Source organism: Mycobacterium sp. SA01 (assembly GCF_041287105.1).
Lineage (GTDB): Bacteria > Actinomycetota > Actinomycetes > Mycobacteriales > Mycobacteriaceae > Mycobacterium.
The window spans coordinates 372,779-387,240 of record NZ_JBGGNO010000017.1 but is presented as its reverse complement, the minus strand read 5'-3'; the positions used below and the strand labels follow the sequence as shown (position 1 = coordinate 387,240).

The window sequence follows — 14,462 nt, the reverse complement described above, 5'->3', positions numbered from 1 at the left end:
CGTCCCCTCCGGGCACGATGGGACCGTGACCGCGACCCGAGCTGACGCACAGAAGATCCTCGAGCAACTGGCCGGCGCGCAGGCGGTGCTGCGCGATGACCAGTGGACGGCCATCGAGGCGCTGGTGGTGCACCGGCGGCGGGCTCTGGTCGTGCAGCGCACCGGCTGGGGCAAGTCGGCGGTCTACTTTGTCGCCGCCAAGCTGCTGCGCGAGCAGGGCCGCGGGCCGACGGTGATCGTGTCACCGTTGCTGGCGCTCATGCGCAACCAGGTGAGCGCCGCGCAGCGCGCCGGGGTGCGTGCGGCGACCATCAACTCCGGCAACGTCACCGAGTGGGATGACATCCACCGCCGGGTCGCCGACGGTGATCTCGACGTGCTGCTGGTCAGTCCGGAGCGCTTGAACAATCCGGAATTCCGCGTCCAGGTGCTGCCATCGTTGGCCGCCGACGCCGGCCTGGTGGTGGTGGACGAGGCGCACTGTGTCTCCGACTGGGGACATGACTTCCGGCCGGACTACCGCCGCATCCGAACGTTGATTGCCGAATTGGGTTCCGGCGTACCGGTGTTGGCCACCACGGCGACGGCAAATGACCGCGTGGTCGGCGACGTGGCGGCTCAACTCGGCGTCGGTGGTGGCGACACGCTGGTCCTGCGCGGCGGCCTGGACCGCGAGTCGCTTCATCTGTCGGTAGTGAAGGTACCCACCGCCGCCGGGCGCGCGGCCTGGATTGCGGCGCAGCTCAATTCGCTGGAGGGGTCCGGCATCATCTACACCCTGACCGTCGCCGCCGCCCGCGATCTGGCGGCGGTCTTGCGAGAGCAGGGCCATCAGGTTGCCGCCTACACCGGGGCCTCCGACCCTGCCGAGCGGGAGCAGATGGAGGTCGACCTCCTCGCCAACCGGGTCAAGGCTCTGGTGGCCACCTCCGCGCTCGGGATGGGATTCGACAAACCAGATCTGGGTTTCGTCATCCACCTCGGGGCGCCACAGTCGCCGATCGCGTACTACCAGCAGGTGGGCCGCGCCGGCCGCGCCACCGCTCGCGCCGAGGTGATCCTGCTTCCGGGACACGAGGACGCCGAGATATGGAGCTACTTCGCTTCGGTCGCCTTTCCGCCGGAAGCGTTGGTGCGCAAGGTGATCAGCGTGCTGGAGCCGGACCGTCCAATGTCGACGCCAGCGCTGGAACCGCTGGTCGACCTTGGCCGCAACCGGCTGGAGATGGTGCTCAAGGTGCTCGATGTCGATGGCGCGGTACAGCGGGTGAAGGGCGGCTGGATCGGCACCGGTCAGCAGTGGACCTATGACGAAGAGCGCTATCGCACGCTGGACGCGGCCCGGCGTCGTGAACAGCAGGCCATGCTCGACTATCAGAACTCGACGGGCTGCCGGATGGCCTTTCTCCGTGCGCAATTGGACGATCCGGAACTGTCAGCGCAGGATAGCTGCGGCCGATGCGACAACTGTTCCGGGTCCCGCTTCACCGCCGAGGTCGACGAGCGTGCGCTCGACGCTACCAACGACCGGCTCCAGCAGTGCGGTGTCGAGGTGGCGCCACGGCGGATATGGCCGACCGGCATGGCCAAGCTCGGGGTCGACGTGAGTGGGCGTATCGACGACGGGCCGCTTGAGGGTCGCGCGATCGGACGGCTCACGGATCTGGGCTGGGGCACCCGGTTGCGCCGGTTGCTGGATGCGCCGGATGGCCCGGTCCCCGACGAGTTCGTCCGCGCCGCGATCGCGGTGTTGGCCGACTGGCCGTGGGAGACGCGACCGGAGGCCGTCATGGGGCTCGACTCGTCGACGCATCCGATCCTGATCCGCTCCGTCGTCGACCGTCTCGGCCAGGCGGGCCGCCTGACGAATCTGGGGACCCTTCACTACCGTCCGACCCGACGGCCGGTCACGGCAGTGAACTCGGCCTATCGGGTCGCGGCACTGCATGACGCCTGGCAGGAGCCTGACTTCACTGCGCTGCAGCAGGTTCCGCGTACGGTGCTTCTTGTCGACGACGTCACCGACACCGGCTGGACGCTGACCACCGCGGCGCGCTGCCTGCGCCGGGCGGGCGTATCGGAGGTACTGCCGTTCGCGCTCGCGGGCGTCAGCTAAGCGGTGCTGGGCGTCTTGTCGAAGTACACCGTGTAGGTGGAATCGCTTCCTGGCGTCGAGATCTGGTGCTCCTGAGTGAGGCCGTCCGACCACCGGTTGAAGACCAGTTGCCCGTCGGCGACGGTTTGCGGCGAGCCCGCGTCCAGGTGCCGGACCACACCGACGACCGCCTGCTGGCTGAACGTACCCGTGTGCGGAATGCCGTCGACGGTGTACACCGCGTTCGGGTCGTTGCTGTTGAACGTCAACGTCACGAGGTTGGGCTTGATGTCCACCGTCTTGGTCGTCGACAGTCCACTGCTGTCGGTGACGGTGAGGCTGATCTCGTACCACGTGGTGGGCACGTTGTGCTCGTTGGTGGCGAGTGAGACGGTGCCGCTGGGGCCGACGACGCTGTCCACGTAGGGGTGGATGTGGTCGGCGTGGTGGAAGATCACCCGCCAGTTGTAGGCGCTGTCTGGCAGAGCGCCATCCTCGGCATCGGTGGCCGTGGCGCTGAAGCTGATGACATCGCCGGCGTTGTAATGAGAGTCGTTGATCGGGGTCAGGATCTGCACATCCGGCGGCGTGCTGCCGACGACGACGTTCTGGCTCGCGGTGTTGGTCCGCTGCCCGTCACTGACTGTGAGCGTGACGGTGTAACTGCCGTCGGTGTTGTACGTGCGGACCGGGTTCACGGCCACCGATGTGCCGCCGTCACCGAAGTCCCAGCTGTAGCTCAGTGTCGTTCCCGGGTCCGGATCGCTGGAGCCGGCGGAGGAGAACTGCACGCTCAGCGGCGAATATCCGTTGGTCGGGGTGGCCGTCAGAACGGCTGTGGGAGCACGGTTTCCGCCGGACGCCGCGATACGGTACAGCTCGCCGGGATAGATGTTGAGCTGATACAGATTACCGTCCGGCCCCTGCCGTATCTGCACAGTCGTGCCCGCGTCGGTGTCCAGGAGTTGTTCGCCGATCACATTGGTGTAGGTGGAGTCGAAAGTCAGCGCCTTGAGCCAGTGCAGCGTGTAATCGGCGACGAAGACCTTGTTCTGGTACTCGGCCGGCAACGCGGTGCCGGTGTACACGATCACCGAGGTGATCGAGCCCGCCCGCCCCGGCGGGGGAGTGTGCGGGTAGGCGTAGACCGGATTGTCGTAGGCGCAACTCGCACAAGGCCCTTCCTGGACCGGCCAGCCGTAGTTGCCGCCGGCGACGACGTTGTTCAGCTCTTCCCAGGATTCGTCACCTACGTCGCCCACCAGCAGCTGGCCGGTGGGGGTGAACGTCATCCGGAACGGGTTGCGCATGCCCAGTGCGTAGATCTCCTGGCGCGCCCCGGGCGTGTTGTAGAACGGATTGTCTTGCGGGATGGTGCCATCGGGATTGATCCGAAGTATCTTGCCGAAGATGGTCGACAGGTCCTGGCCGTTGGTGTTCAGGCTGTCATCGCCCATCGCGAAATAGATCTTGCCGTCGGGTCCGAACGCCATGGTGTTGCCCTGATGCATCGACCCGGTTTGCACCGAATCGATCAGCACCTTCTCTGATGTGAGATCGACGGTGTCGTTGACCATGGTGAATCGTGACAGCCGGGCGTGGGAGTCCGTCGAGTTGTAGGTGGTGTAGAAGTACCCGTTGTGCGCGAAGTCCGGGTCCAGTTCGAATGCGTCCGAGGGCTGGATCTCGCCGACCTTGACCGCAGTAGCGCCTTCGGCGTTGGCGGCGATCTTGAGCGAGCCGTCCCGCTGCAGAATCAGGATGCGGCCGTCGGGGAGAAACTGGAAATCAGTCGGCTGGTCCAGCCCGTCGACGATCGTGGTCCGGTCCAGGTCGGCGGGAAGCGGCTGGGATTGAACAGGGTTGGCGCACCGAATCAGGTCCTGCGATGCGAAGGTGAGTCGGTCGAGCGCGAGTGCGAGCTGTTCGTTGACGACCGCAACCGCATGAGCGATCGGCGGTGTCGCCAGAATCTGGTTGATGCTGCGGCGCGCGAACTCGGCGACGGCCGCCAAGATCGGATTATCGACCGGCGGCAATGCGGGACCGCCGCCACTCTGCTCACCACCGACGACCTTGCCGATGGTCTCGAGCACCCTCATGACGAGCTTGCAGGCGCAAATCTTCACCGGCTTAAGCAGATTGGTCAAGGGGTTGCCCGGTGACGGTGACGGTGACGGTGGTGGTGTCGATGTCGGTTTTCCGCTGTGCCCGGTGTCATCGAGACCGGGCCCGAACACCGACGAGGCGGTGCCGGGTTCCGGGGTTTGCGCAGCCTCCGGCGTCGATCTGGTCGTTGTTCGCCGCGGAGTTGTTGCTGTCGAGACTGTTTGGCTGGCGCGCACGCGCGGCGGCACCACACCGGTGGACGTGACGGCGTGCCTCGGCCCGCTGCGGGCCGGGCCGGTGGCGTGGGAGCGTGCACTTCCCGCGCCATGGCCTGTTCCGCTGTCAGTTCGCGACGGTGAACTCGACGTGGAGTCGTCGGCCCACGCGACGGGCGAGCCGTACCCCAATCCCACGCCGATCCCCATGGCCACGGCCAAAGTGCCCACCCGGCCGACATACTGCGCGTATCCGTGCGATGCCATACAACTGCCCCCCAGGCTTGCTGTGCAAGGGAATCGTCGGTCGCGCAAGGCCGGGCGAATGCAGTAGCGCACTACTGCTTTTTCCGCTCGGCGGGATCGGACTACGCAACGCGGGCGGTAACACGGTGCGGCACCGGCGCGACGTTCCATTCAGTGGCTGTGCGGCCGTACTGCTGCGCGCCGTGAAGGGAGAACCCAATGTTCAGTCGTCGTGCCGTTGTTGTGGCAGTGCTGGCCGCAGGTGTGGTCGGCGCGGTTGTCTCGATGCCGTCCGCCCTGGCCGACCCCACGCCCGCGCCTGCACCTGCCGCGGCAACCGAGTGCTCGGCAGCGGGTCTGTCAGCCACGATCAGCTCGGTGACCAAGGATCTTTCCGACTACTTCGCCGTGCACCCCGACGCCAACGAGGCGTTGCTCGACGCCACCAGGCAGTCGGCCTTCAGCGCGATCGGCGCGTTCAACACCTACTTCAACGACCACCCGGACCAGGCCAGCGACATCCGGGCCATCAAGGCGCCGCTGGTTGATTTCCAGAACCGGTGCGGCCTGCAGGTGGAGCCTGCCGAGGCGCTGGTCGTCATCGGCGAGCTGTAGTCGGGGCTGGGCCCCGCGAGATCGCCGCCGTCGGGGCTGGGCCCCGCGAGATCGCCGCCGTCGGGGCCGGGCCCCGCGAGATCACCACTGCGGTTTGGTGCCGCCGAGCTGGGTGGTGAGGGCGTCGGCGGTCGCCACCAAACCCTTTGCGTGCTTGGCGATTTCGGAATCGGTGAGAGCGCGACCGATCTGAAGCGACACCACCATCGCCTGCCGGTGGTGGTGGTCATAGACGGGTGCGGAGATGACGCTGACGTCGTGCCGCTGGCGTGACCCCGGCCCCTCGGCTTCGCTTCGCAGGTACACCCGCTCACCGATATCGGAGATCAACTCGCCCAAGAGGGCACGCAGTTCGTCGGGCATCGAGGTGGACATGCCCGCCATCAGCGCGTACAGCCGCCGCCCACCGGGGGTGAGTCGTTCGACGAGGTATCCCGCGGTCCGGCATTCGGCGATGACGCGGTCCAGCCGCTCCGTCTCGGTCCGCAGCGGAATGGTCGGCGCGCGGCCGAGCCAGCCGCGCAGCGCTTCGTCGTCCCACAGCACGAACATCAAGCCCACCGGTGGCGCGAAGGGGTAGCTCTCCCCAACCCGCACCCCGACATCGGAACCGGGCGGCCCGACCAACTCGAGCAGCGTGATCCGGTCGTCCACGACACCGGCCAGCGCGGCTGTGGTCTCGAAGGCCTTCGACAGCCTGCTGAGTTCGGCCCGTGCTGCCGGATTGACCCGCAACGACTCCTGGGCGAGGTGACCGAGCGTGATCAGGCTTGGGCCCAGCCGGTAGGTCTTGTCGGCCGCGTCGCGAACCAGGTAGCCCGACTCGGTCAGCGTCGTGACGATGCCGAGGCAGGTCGGCTTGGCCAGCTGCAATCGCCGAGAGAGTTCCGACAGGCCGAACTTCTCTTGCGGGTGTTTGGCGAGGAAGTCCAGAATCGCCACCACGCGCTGCGTGGGGGGCGATGATCGACCAGAAACGGAACCATCCGGCATTGCAAAATCCTACCTCTGTGTTCCATATATGGACCAAGTGTTGGTTGACGAAGATTAGAACACGTTCTAGTCTCAGTCCCAAGAACGTACCAGTGCGGTCCAATTTTGAAACGCGAGGCGGTCATGTACACACAGCCCTTGGTGGACGCCATTGCCGAGTCCGAACGGCTGGTGAAGGAAGCCGACTTCATCGAGAGTGAGGCGGACCTGCTCGAGGGACTGCAGTACCTGGCCGGCTGTGTCGCGGCGTGCACGCACGTCGCCTTCGACTACGACCGCGACCATCCCTTCCTGCACTCGGGCACCGGCCCGTTCACCAAAATGGGCCTGGACAATCCGGACACCATGTACTTCGGCACCCGGGTGGTGGCCGGCAACGAGTACGTCGTCACCGGTAAGCGCGGGACCACCACCGACGTCAGCTTCCAGCTGCTCGGTGGCGAGTACACCGACGAAGTGGTCCCGGACAGTGAAACGGCATTCGACGACCGCAAGCTCGACATCGCCGCCGACGGCACCTTCGAGTGGCGGTTCACCCCGGATAGCAACGCGCAGCTGGTCATTCGGGAGGTGTACAACGACTGGTCGGCGCAGCGGGGACACTTCGCGATCGCGCGCACCGACACCGCGGGGACGGCGCCGCCGGCGCTGAGCAAGGAGCTGATCGAAAGACGCTGGGCGACAGCAGGAAAGCAGCTCGTACAACGTGTCAAGACGTGGCTACAGTTCCCGAAGTGGTTTTACGACAACCTGCCGGTCAACACACTGACCTCGCCGCGGCTCACCCCGGGCGGGCTGGCCACCCAATACTCATCGGTCGGGCACTATGACATCACCCCCGATCAGGCGATCATCATCACGCTGCCGGTCACTGACGCCCCGTACCTCGGGTTCCAGCTCGGCAGCCTCTGGTACATCTCGCTCGACTACATCAACCACCAGACCTCGCTGAATGGAACTCAGGCGCAGGCCGATCCGGACGGCAAGATCCGCATCGTCGTCGCCGACAAGAGCCCCGGGGTGACCAACTGGGTCGAGACGCTCGGGCATGGCAAGGGTTACCTGCAGTTCCGCTGGCAGCGAGTATCGCGCGCGTTGACCGAGGCCGATGGGCCGACGATGGAGATCGTCGATCTCGGCGAGGTCGCGGGCAAGCTGCCCTACTACGAGCAGAACAAGATCTCCGAAGACGACTGGCGAGAGCGAATTGCACTGCGTCAGAAGCTGATTGGCAACAGGATGGTGGGGTAGACACATGGCCGGCTTGCTCGAGAACAAGGTCGTCGTGATCAGTGGCGTCGGTCCCGCGCTGGGCACCACGCTGGCGCGCCGATGTGCCGAGGAAGGCGCCGACCTGGTGTTGGCGGCACGGACGGTCGGGCGTCTTGACGATGTGGCCAAGCAGGTCACCGACCTCGGCCGCCGCGCGCTGTCGGTGGGCACCGACATCACCGACGAGGCTCAGGTCGACAACCTGGTCAAGGAGACCCTGGCCGCCTACGGCAAGGTCGACGTGTTGATCAACAACGCGTTCAAGGTGCCGTCGATGAAGCCCTTCGCCAACACCTCGTTCGACCACATCCGCGAGACGGTGGAACTCACGGTGCTCGGTGCCCTGCGGCTGATCCAGGGATTCACCCCGGCACTGGTCGAGGCCAAGGGCTCGGTGGTCAACGTCAACTCGATGGTGCTCCGGCACTCCGACCCCAAACAGGGTGCCTACAAGCTGGCCAAAGCGGCGCTGCTGTCGATGTCCCAGTCGTTGGCCAGTGAACTGGGACCCCAGGGCATCCGGGTGAATTCCGTTCTGCCCGGATACATCTGGGGTGGCACATTGCAGGGCTACTTCGAGCATCAGGCCGGTAAGTACGGCACGACCGTCGACGAGATCTACAAGGCTGCCGCGGTCAACAGCGATCTCAAGCGGCTACCCACCGAGGACGAGGTCGCCTCGGCGATCCTGTTCATGGCCAGCGATCTGTCCAACGGCATCACCGGCCAGACCCTGGACGTCAACTGCGGGGAGTATCACAACTGATGAGCTCAGACTTTCTTTCGGTCGAGAGCCTGCTCGCCTCGGCCGTCAAAGCCACCGGCATGGACGACTTCGGCGTCGACGACGACAACTACCAAGAGGCGCTGAGCGTACTTCTGGAGTCGTTTCGCACCGATGCCGATCTGACCGAGCTCGGCAGCAAAATGCACCGGTTCTTCGTGCGAAATGCGTTGGTGGCCAGGCTTGTTTCCGAGGCCGCCTTCAAGCAGTATCCGGAGCACGTCGACGTGCCGATCGAGCGTCCGATCTTCGTCACCGGCTTGCCGCGCACCGGCACCACCGCATTGCACCGGCTGCTGTGCGGAGATCCGCGGCACCAGGGGTTGGAGCTGTGGCTGGCGGAATTCCCGCAACCCCGGCCGCCGCGGGAATCCTGGAAGGACAACCCGGTCTTCCAGCAGATCGACGCGCAGTTCACCAAAGCCCATGAGGAGAACCCGGATTACACCGGCCTGCACTACATGACCGCCGATGAGGTGGAGGAGTGCTGGCAGCTGCTGCGTCAGTCGGTGCACTCGGTGTCCTACGAGACGCTCGCGCACGTGCCCACGTACGCGCAATGGCTTTCCCGACAGGACTGGACCAAGCCGTACGCGCGGCATCGCAAGAACCTGCAGCTGATCGGACTCAACGATCCCGAGAAGCGGTGGGTTCTCAAGAATCCCAGCCATCTGTTCGCCTTGGACGCGGTGTTCGCCGTCTACCCGGATGCGCTGATCCTGCAGTGCCACCGGCCGGCCGAAACGATCATGGCGTCGATGTGCTCGCTGGCTCAGCACACCACCGAGGGCTGGTCGAACACATTCAAAGACGACGTCATCGGCGCCGACTCACTGGAGACCTGGTCGCGCGGGCTGGAGCTGTTCAACACCGAACGTGCCAAGCGCAATCCGGCGCAGTTCTACGATGTCGACTACTTCGAGCTCATTCGCGAACCGATCAGCACGGTGGAGAAGATCTACTCACACTTCGGTATCGAGCTGACCGATGAGGCGCGGGCGGCGATCCAGCGGACGGACGAGGAGAGCAAGCAGGGCCCGCGGGCACCCAAGCACACCTACTCGCTGGCCGACTACGGACTGACCGAGGAGCAGGTCAAGGAGCGCTTCAAGGGGCTGTAGCAGCCCCGAGATCGACGAAATGTCGCGATTTACTCGCACTTTCGCGGCGAAGCGTCGGTTTCGGCGAGGGGCGGCCTAACCGTCGCCCGGTGCCGGGGCGCTGGAGTACTCCTCCAGACATCCTTCTGCCACAGCATGTCTGATGCTGTCGGACAACTTCGGGCAGGACCGGGTGCGGGCGCTGCTGCCGCCCGCTTCCCGGATCTCGGCGAAATAGGCGCAGCGCTGCTGCGCTTCGCTGCTCCACTGCACCGCGGTGTGGGCGGCCCCGAGCTTCTTGACCTTCACCGCGATGTGGCAGAACCGGCAGTCGATCTCGACCAGGCCGGCCGACAGGTACCGTTCCCGGTCCTGGCGGGTCGATTCCTGGACGGCAGCCATCCGCTGCGGATCCGCGGCGAAACCCGGTGCCTTGGACCATGATCCGGACGCCTCGTCGCTGTGCTCGTGCGGCTCGTCGTGCTCGTGCACGCCGAGCAACTCGAGCATGGACCGCGCCAGATCGTCGACGTCAGGCGTTTCGTCGGGGCTCATATTCACACCTGGGTCGGCTGTCCTTCAGAATCGGCCTGCTTGCGGAGGTTCTCCTGAACCTCAACCTGCCACTTCTCGTTGGCCGGGGCGGTATCCACTTCGAGTTCGAAGCGATCGGTCATGTCGGGCGTCACGTCGGCGACGTCGACGTAGAACTGCTGATACCAGCGGCGCATCTGGTAGACGGCGCCGTCTTCTTCCACGAGCAGCGGATTGTCGATGCGGGTCTTGTGCTTCCAGATTTCGACATCCTGCAGGAAGCCCTTGCTGACGCCGACGACCATGGCATCCGACAGCTTGTCGCTCATGGCATCGTCCATGCCCTTGGGCTTCTCGACGATCACACCCCACTGCAGCATGAACGAGTCCTGCGTCACCGGGTAGTGGCAGTTGATCAGGATCGACTCGGCCTTGAAGCCGCCGTAGTTGTTGTGCAGCCAGTTGATCATGAACGACGGGCCGAAGTACGACGCCTCGGAATCCAGGTGCGACTCGGTGTAGGCGGAGCCGCCGAGCGTGACGTCGGGCCGGCCGACGTTGTGCAGGTACTGCGAGGCGATGTGGCCCTCGAAGACGTTCTTGAAGTACGTCGGCAAACCGAAGTGGATGTAGAAGAAGTGCGCCATGTCGGTGACGTTGTCGACGATCTCGCGGCAGTTGGAGCCCTCGATCAGCATCGAGTTCCACTTCCACTCGGTCCACTCACCGCCCGCGTACTCCGGGATCTCCGGGATCCGCACCTCGGGCTGCGGTGGGTTGCCCTCGTGGTCGTGCCAGACGAACAACAGCCCGCTGCGCACGTCGGTCTCCCATGACCGGGTGCGGGCCAATCGCGGGGTCCGCTTGGCGTAGGGGACCAGGCGGCAACGGCCGTCGCCGCCCCAGCGCCAGTCGTGGAACGGGCACGCGAGAGCGTCGTCCTTGATCGTGCCCTGCGACAGGTCACCGCCCAGGTGCCGGCAGTACGCGTCCAGGACGTGCACATCGTTGTTGGAGTCGGCGAAAACCACCAGTTTGGTCCCGAACGCGTTGATCGGGTGGGGCTTGCCGTCCAGGTACTCAGTGACTGGACCCAGGCAGTGCCAGCCCCGGGCGTACCGGTCCGGCAGGGTTCCAGTGTCGATCTCGCGAATGCCGCTTGTCACCCTCGCGCCCCTCCAACTCGTAGGTTCTAACTAGAACACGTTACAGTTTTTCCGACTCATCGCGCAATGAGAGCACCACTAGCTGCGGATTACCCATCTGAAGTGCGGTATATCTGGACGATGCCGATGTATTCGTTCGAAGGGCGTTCACCGCGGGTGGATCCGACCGCATTCGTCGCGCCCACTGCGGTGCTCATCGGAGACGTGACCGTGGAGGCCGGCGCATCGGTGTGGTTCAACACGGTGCTGCGGGGGGACTACGCGCCGATCGTGATCCGGGAGGGCGCCAATGTGCAGGACGGGTCGGTGCTGCACGCCCCGCCGGGCATCCCGGTGGACATCGGTCCCGGGGCGACGATTGCGCACATGTGCACCATCCATGGGGTGCACGTCGGGGCCGAGGCGCTGATCGCCAATCACTGCACGGTCCTCGACGGCGCGGTGATCGGCGCCCGCAGCATGATCGCTGCGCACTCACTGGTGGTCGGCGGCACCCACATTCCGGACGAGGTGCTGGTCACCGGATCACCGGCGAAGGTCAAGGGGCCGATCGCCGGAACGCGGGCCGAGGTGTGGGTGAACATCAACCCCAAGGCGTACCAAGATCTGGCTCAGCGCTACCTGACCGGCTTAGACGAAGTCTGAGATCCCCGTCTCCCCGGCGTTTGGCCGATTTCGGCGTCGGGTATGTCCCCGCTACCTGACAAGACGTAGCGCGTGGAGGACTGAGGATGGCACTCGATATCTGCCCGGCGTGTGGCTATCCCACCATCGCAGCGGCCGTGTGTGCGGCCTGCTCGTTGGCCGCACCGGCACCAGCGCAATGGCCGCTGGCCTACGCCGAGCCGACCGCCCCCGCCGCCTAGATCTTCTGTGCGCTCGCGGTCGCCTTGTCCAGTTCCCAATACGCGCGCAGCGCGACGATCTTGCCCTGGTCGTCGACGCGATAGGTGAAGACGCCCTCGGCGATCACCCGGTACCCGCTGGACTCGATCACAATGTGGCCGACGTTGGCTTCCTCGTTGCCGCACTGGTACGTCTTCTCGAAGTTGAACGTCAGCGCGCTGGGGGCGATCGCCATGTCGTAGAACTTCGCGATCGCGTCCTTGCCCCGGTGGCCCTTGCCCTCAGGGTCGAAATGCGACGGTCCGATCGGGTCTTCGACGATCGCATCGTCGGCGAACACCGCAAGCCATGCCTGCTTGTCATGGGCCATGGCCGCCTCGCGGGATCGCCGCCCCGCTTCGTGGGCCGGTGTGCTCATCGGTCTCAGTCCTGCCAGCCCGAGTGGATGTACGTCTCGGCGAACCGCTTCATCGAGTCGATCTTCTTGTCCACCGGCGCGTCGAAAGGCAGCCCCTCGAACACCCACGGAATCCCGATGTAGTCGGTGACGCCGGCCTTGACCAGGTCCCGGTGACCGTCGACGCCGAACTTGTCGATGCAGACCGCCTGGTACTCGAAGGGGTCCTCGGCTCGACCGGCCTCGGCGAGCAGCTGCTTCAGCGTGGAGATCGTCTCGGCCAGCTCGTCGCAAGTCATCATCGCGCTGGTCCAGCCATCGCCGATCCGGACCGCACGCTTGAGTGCCACGTCAGTGTGGCCGCCGACGTAGAACGGCACCGGCACCGACGGCGCGGGGCTCATCTGCAGCCGGTCGAAATCGTAGAACTCGCCGTGGTGCTCGACCATGCCGCCGGCGAGCACCAGCTTGATGACGTCGATCATCTCGTCGACCCGTTTGCCGCGCTTGGCATACGGCACGCCGCACCATTCGAATTCCTCAGGCGCCCAGCCGATCCCGACACCGAAGCCGAACCGGTTGTTGGTCAGGTTCGCCACGGAGCCGACCTGGCGGGCCAGCAGCAGCGGGTTGCGCGAGCCGAGCTTCATCACGTTGGTGTAGAAACGCAGCTTCGAGGTCACCGCACCCAATGCGCCCGCGAGGATCAACGGATCGACCCAGGGCGAGTGCTCGTCGAACATCCGCTTGCCGTCGGCGGTGTAGGGATAGTCGACGGACTGCTTCTCGAAATAGAAGATCGAGTCCGGCAGCGCGATGTTGTCGAAGCCGAGATCCTCTGCCGCCTTGGCAATTTCGATGAGCTGGTCAAGCGGGCTGAACGCGATGCTGACCGTGTACTGCATCATGAGGACGGCTTAGCTGGTTTTTCCGAGCCGACCACCCACATCGAGTAGTACTGCGCGCCGCCGCCGTACGCATGGCCCAACGCCTTGCGCGCACCCTCGACCTGATGCTCGCCGGCCTTGCCCATCACCTGGATCGCCGACTCGGCGAACCGGATCATGCCCGATGCCCCAATGGGATTGGAGCTCAGCACGCCGCCGGAAGGGTTGAACGGGATCTTGCCGCCGATAGCCGTCTCGCCGGCCTCGGTCAGCTTCCAGCCGCCGCCTTCCGGCGCGAAGCCCAGACTCTCCAGCCACATCGGCTCATACCAGGAGAACGGCACGTAGACCTCGGCCACGTCGATCTCGTCGATCGGGCTGGTGATCCCCGCCGCCTTCCACAGGGCGGCGGCCGCATCACGGCTGGCCTGCGGGTTGACCTGGTCGCGGCCGGCGTAAGCCAGCGGTTCGGTGCGCAGCGCCGTCGCGTGTACCCAGGCGACCGGATGTCCGTCGGCCACGCGGGCGTCGGCGGCTTCCTCGACGCCGATCACCATGGCCGCCGCGCCGTCCGAGGACGGGCAGGTCTCGTCGTATCGGATGGGATCCCACAACATCGGGGACTCCATCACCTTCTCGACGGTGATGTCGGGCTGGTGCAGGTGTGCCAGGGGGTTTTTGGCGCCGTTGTGCCGATCCTTGACCGCGACGATCGCGCCGATGTTGAGCGGCGCGCCGGAGCGTCGGATGTAGGCCCGCACGTGCGGGGCGAAGTAGCCACCCGCGCCTGCGCCAACGGGCTTGGTGAACGGCACTGGAATGCTCAACGCCCACATGGCATTCGACTCGGACTGCTTCTCCCACGCCATGGTCAGCACGCGCTTGTACTTGCCCGACTGCACCAGGCTGGCGGCGACGATGGCCGTGGACCCGCCCACCGAACCCGCGGTGTGCACGCGGATCAGCGGCTTGCCGGTGGCGCCGACGGCGTCGGCCATGAACAGCTCGGGCATCATCACGCCCTCGAAGAAGTCGGGCGCCTTGCCGACGACGACGGCGTCGATGTCGTCGAAGGTCGACCCCGAGTCCTCCAGCGCCCGGTCGATCGCCTCGCGCACCAGACCGTTCATCGAGACGTCTTTGCGCTTCGCGACGTATTTCGTCTGTCCCGTTCCGAGAACTGCGGCGAGCTTTTTGGCCATG

At 65.5% G+C, this 14,462-nt stretch carries 15 protein-coding genes; 8 read left to right on the top strand and 7 right to left on the bottom strand.

What is annotated here, in order from left to right:
* The first annotated feature begins 25 nt into the window (after positions 1-25).
* Positions 26-2,116, top strand: coding sequence for a RecQ family ATP-dependent DNA helicase (locus AB4879_RS12055; RefSeq protein WP_370507757.1), 2,091 nt, complete (start codon positions 26-28; stop codon positions 2,114-2,116).
* On the opposite strand, the gene AB4879_RS12050 is transcribed toward AB4879_RS12055, so the two are convergent.
* The gene (locus tag AB4879_RS12050; RefSeq protein WP_370507756.1) at positions 2,113-4,197 is read right to left on the bottom strand and encodes a PQQ-dependent sugar dehydrogenase; all 2,085 of its coding nucleotides are present in this window, start codon (positions 4,195-4,197) and stop codon (positions 2,113-2,115) included. The genes AB4879_RS12055 and AB4879_RS12050 overlap by 4 nt on opposite strands.
* Here AB4879_RS12050 and AB4879_RS12045 point away from each other — a divergent pair.
* Together AB4879_RS12045 and AB4879_RS12040 are read left to right on the top strand one after the other, a co-directional pair.
* Positions 4,196-4,753: a hypothetical protein gene (locus AB4879_RS12045; protein ID WP_370507755.1), complete on the top strand. Its 558-nt coding sequence runs from the start codon at positions 4,196-4,198 to the stop codon at positions 4,751-4,753. The two genes, AB4879_RS12050 and AB4879_RS12045, sit on opposite strands and share 2 nt — an antisense overlap.
* A 131-nt stretch (positions 4,754-4,884) precedes the next feature.
* Positions 4,885-5,280: a hemophore-related protein gene (locus AB4879_RS12040; protein ID WP_102807271.1), complete on the top strand. Its 396-nt coding sequence runs from the start codon at positions 4,885-4,887 to the stop codon at positions 5,278-5,280.
* Positions 5,281-5,361: 81 nt separating this feature from the next.
* Here AB4879_RS12040 and AB4879_RS12035 read toward each other — a convergent pair whose 3' ends face one another.
* On the bottom strand, positions 5,362-6,273 hold the full coding sequence (locus AB4879_RS12035; protein ID WP_370507754.1) for an IclR family transcriptional regulator: 912 nt from the start codon (positions 6,271-6,273) through the stop codon (positions 5,362-5,364).
* A gap of 123 nt (positions 6,274-6,396) precedes the next feature.
* Between AB4879_RS12035 and AB4879_RS12030 the strand changes: the two genes are divergently transcribed.
* Genes AB4879_RS12030 through AB4879_RS12020 form a run of 3 tightly spaced genes read left to right on the top strand, consistent with a single transcriptional unit; the run spans position 6,397 to position 9,450 of the window.
* On the top strand, positions 6,397-7,524 hold the full coding sequence (locus AB4879_RS12030; RefSeq protein WP_102807269.1) for a hypothetical protein: 1,128 nt from the start codon (positions 6,397-6,399) through the stop codon (positions 7,522-7,524).
* A 4-nt stretch (positions 7,525-7,528) separates the two neighbouring features.
* Positions 7,529-8,311 (top strand): SDR family oxidoreductase, encoded by a 783-nt coding sequence (locus AB4879_RS12025; RefSeq protein ID WP_102807268.1) that lies wholly within the window; start codon positions 7,529-7,531, stop codon positions 8,309-8,311.
* A complete protein-coding gene (locus tag AB4879_RS12020; protein ID WP_370507753.1) occupies positions 8,311-9,450 on the top strand; it encodes a sulfotransferase in 1,140 nt (379 codons plus the stop codon). Before AB4879_RS12025 ends, AB4879_RS12020 begins: the two co-directional genes overlap by 1 nt.
* Positions 9,451-9,525: 75 nt before the next feature.
* On the opposite strand, the gene AB4879_RS12015 is transcribed toward AB4879_RS12020, so the two are convergent.
* Complete coding sequence (locus AB4879_RS12015) at positions 9,526-9,984, bottom strand: hypothetical protein (RefSeq protein WP_102807266.1); 459 nt, start codon at positions 9,982-9,984, stop codon at positions 9,526-9,528.
* A gap of 2 nt (positions 9,985-9,986) precedes the next feature.
* A complete protein-coding gene (locus AB4879_RS12010) occupies positions 9,987-11,129 on the bottom strand; it encodes a Rieske 2Fe-2S domain-containing protein (RefSeq protein WP_102807265.1) in 1,143 nt (380 codons plus the stop codon).
* Positions 11,130-11,249: 120 nt separating this feature from the next.
* Here AB4879_RS12010 and AB4879_RS12005 point away from each other — a divergent pair, with 120 nt between their 5' ends.
* Entirely contained in the window at positions 11,250-11,774 is a 525-nt protein-coding gene (locus tag AB4879_RS12005; RefSeq protein WP_370507892.1) for a gamma carbonic anhydrase family protein, read from the top strand.
* Positions 11,775-11,860: 86 nt separating this feature from the next.
* The gene (locus AB4879_RS12000; protein WP_370507752.1) at positions 11,861-11,995 is read left to right on the top strand and encodes a hypothetical protein; all 135 of its coding nucleotides are present in this window, start codon (positions 11,861-11,863) and stop codon (positions 11,993-11,995) included.
* Here AB4879_RS12000 and AB4879_RS11995 read toward each other — a convergent pair.
* From AB4879_RS11995 to AB4879_RS11985, 3 genes are read right to left on the bottom strand one after another with little or no spacing between them, the layout of a single operon-like run.
* Positions 11,992-12,393 (bottom strand): nuclear transport factor 2 family protein, encoded by a 402-nt coding sequence (locus AB4879_RS11995; RefSeq protein WP_370507751.1) that lies wholly within the window; start codon positions 12,391-12,393, stop codon positions 11,992-11,994. The two genes, AB4879_RS12000 and AB4879_RS11995, sit on opposite strands and share 4 nt — an antisense overlap.
* Before the next feature lie 5 nt (positions 12,394-12,398).
* The gene (locus AB4879_RS11990) at positions 12,399-13,277 is read right to left on the bottom strand and encodes a TIGR03619 family F420-dependent LLM class oxidoreductase (protein ID WP_370507891.1); all 879 of its coding nucleotides are present in this window, start codon (positions 13,275-13,277) and stop codon (positions 12,399-12,401) included.
* Entirely contained in the window at positions 13,277-14,461 is a 1,185-nt protein-coding gene (locus tag AB4879_RS11985) for a thiolase domain-containing protein (protein ID WP_370507750.1), read from the bottom strand. Before AB4879_RS11985 ends, AB4879_RS11990 begins: the two co-directional genes overlap by 1 nt.
* Between the last annotated feature and the right edge of the window lies 1 nt (position 14,462).

What these genes read in the sequence shown, in the direction of transcription:
- AB4879_RS12035 (WP_370507754.1), bottom strand. Translation starts at nt 6,273, where the DNA reads ATGCCGGATGGTTCCGTTTCTGGTCGATCATCGCCCCCCACGCAGCGC.
- AB4879_RS12030 (WP_102807269.1), top strand. Translation starts at nt 6,397, where the DNA reads ATGTACACACAGCCCTTGGTGGACGCCATTGCCGAGTCCGAACGGCTG.
- AB4879_RS12020 (WP_370507753.1), top strand. Translation starts at nt 8,311, where the DNA reads ATGAGCTCAGACTTTCTTTCGGTCGAGAGCCTGCTCGCCTCGGCCGTC.
- AB4879_RS11985 (WP_370507750.1), bottom strand. Translation starts at nt 14,461, where the DNA reads ATGGCCAAAAAGCTCGCCGCAGTTCTCGGAACGGGACAGACGAAATAC.
- AB4879_RS12040 (WP_102807271.1), top strand. Translation starts at nt 4,885, where the DNA reads ATGTTCAGTCGTCGTGCCGTTGTTGTGGCAGTGCTGGCCGCAGGTGTG.
- AB4879_RS11990 (WP_370507891.1), bottom strand. Translation starts at nt 13,277, where the DNA reads ATGCAGTACACGGTCAGCATCGCGTTCAGCCCGCTTGACCAGCTCATC.
- AB4879_RS12000 (WP_370507752.1), top strand. Translation starts at nt 11,861, where the DNA reads ATGGCACTCGATATCTGCCCGGCGTGTGGCTATCCCACCATCGCAGCG.
- AB4879_RS12050 (WP_370507756.1), bottom strand. Translation starts at nt 4,197, where the DNA reads ATGAGGGTGCTCGAGACCATCGGCAAGGTCGTCGGTGGTGAGCAGAGT.
- AB4879_RS12005 (WP_370507892.1), top strand. Translation starts at nt 11,250, where the DNA reads ATGCCGATGTATTCGTTCGAAGGGCGTTCACCGCGGGTGGATCCGACC.
- AB4879_RS11995 (WP_370507751.1), bottom strand. Translation starts at nt 12,393, where the DNA reads ATGAGCACACCGGCCCACGAAGCGGGGCGGCGATCCCGCGAGGCGGCC.
- AB4879_RS12015 (WP_102807266.1), bottom strand. Translation starts at nt 9,984, where the DNA reads ATGAGCCCCGACGAAACGCCTGACGTCGACGATCTGGCGCGGTCCATG.
- AB4879_RS12025 (WP_102807268.1), top strand. Translation starts at nt 7,529, where the DNA reads ATGGCCGGCTTGCTCGAGAACAAGGTCGTCGTGATCAGTGGCGTCGGT.
- AB4879_RS12045 (WP_370507755.1), top strand. Translation starts at nt 4,196, where the DNA reads ATGACGAGCTTGCAGGCGCAAATCTTCACCGGCTTAAGCAGATTGGTC.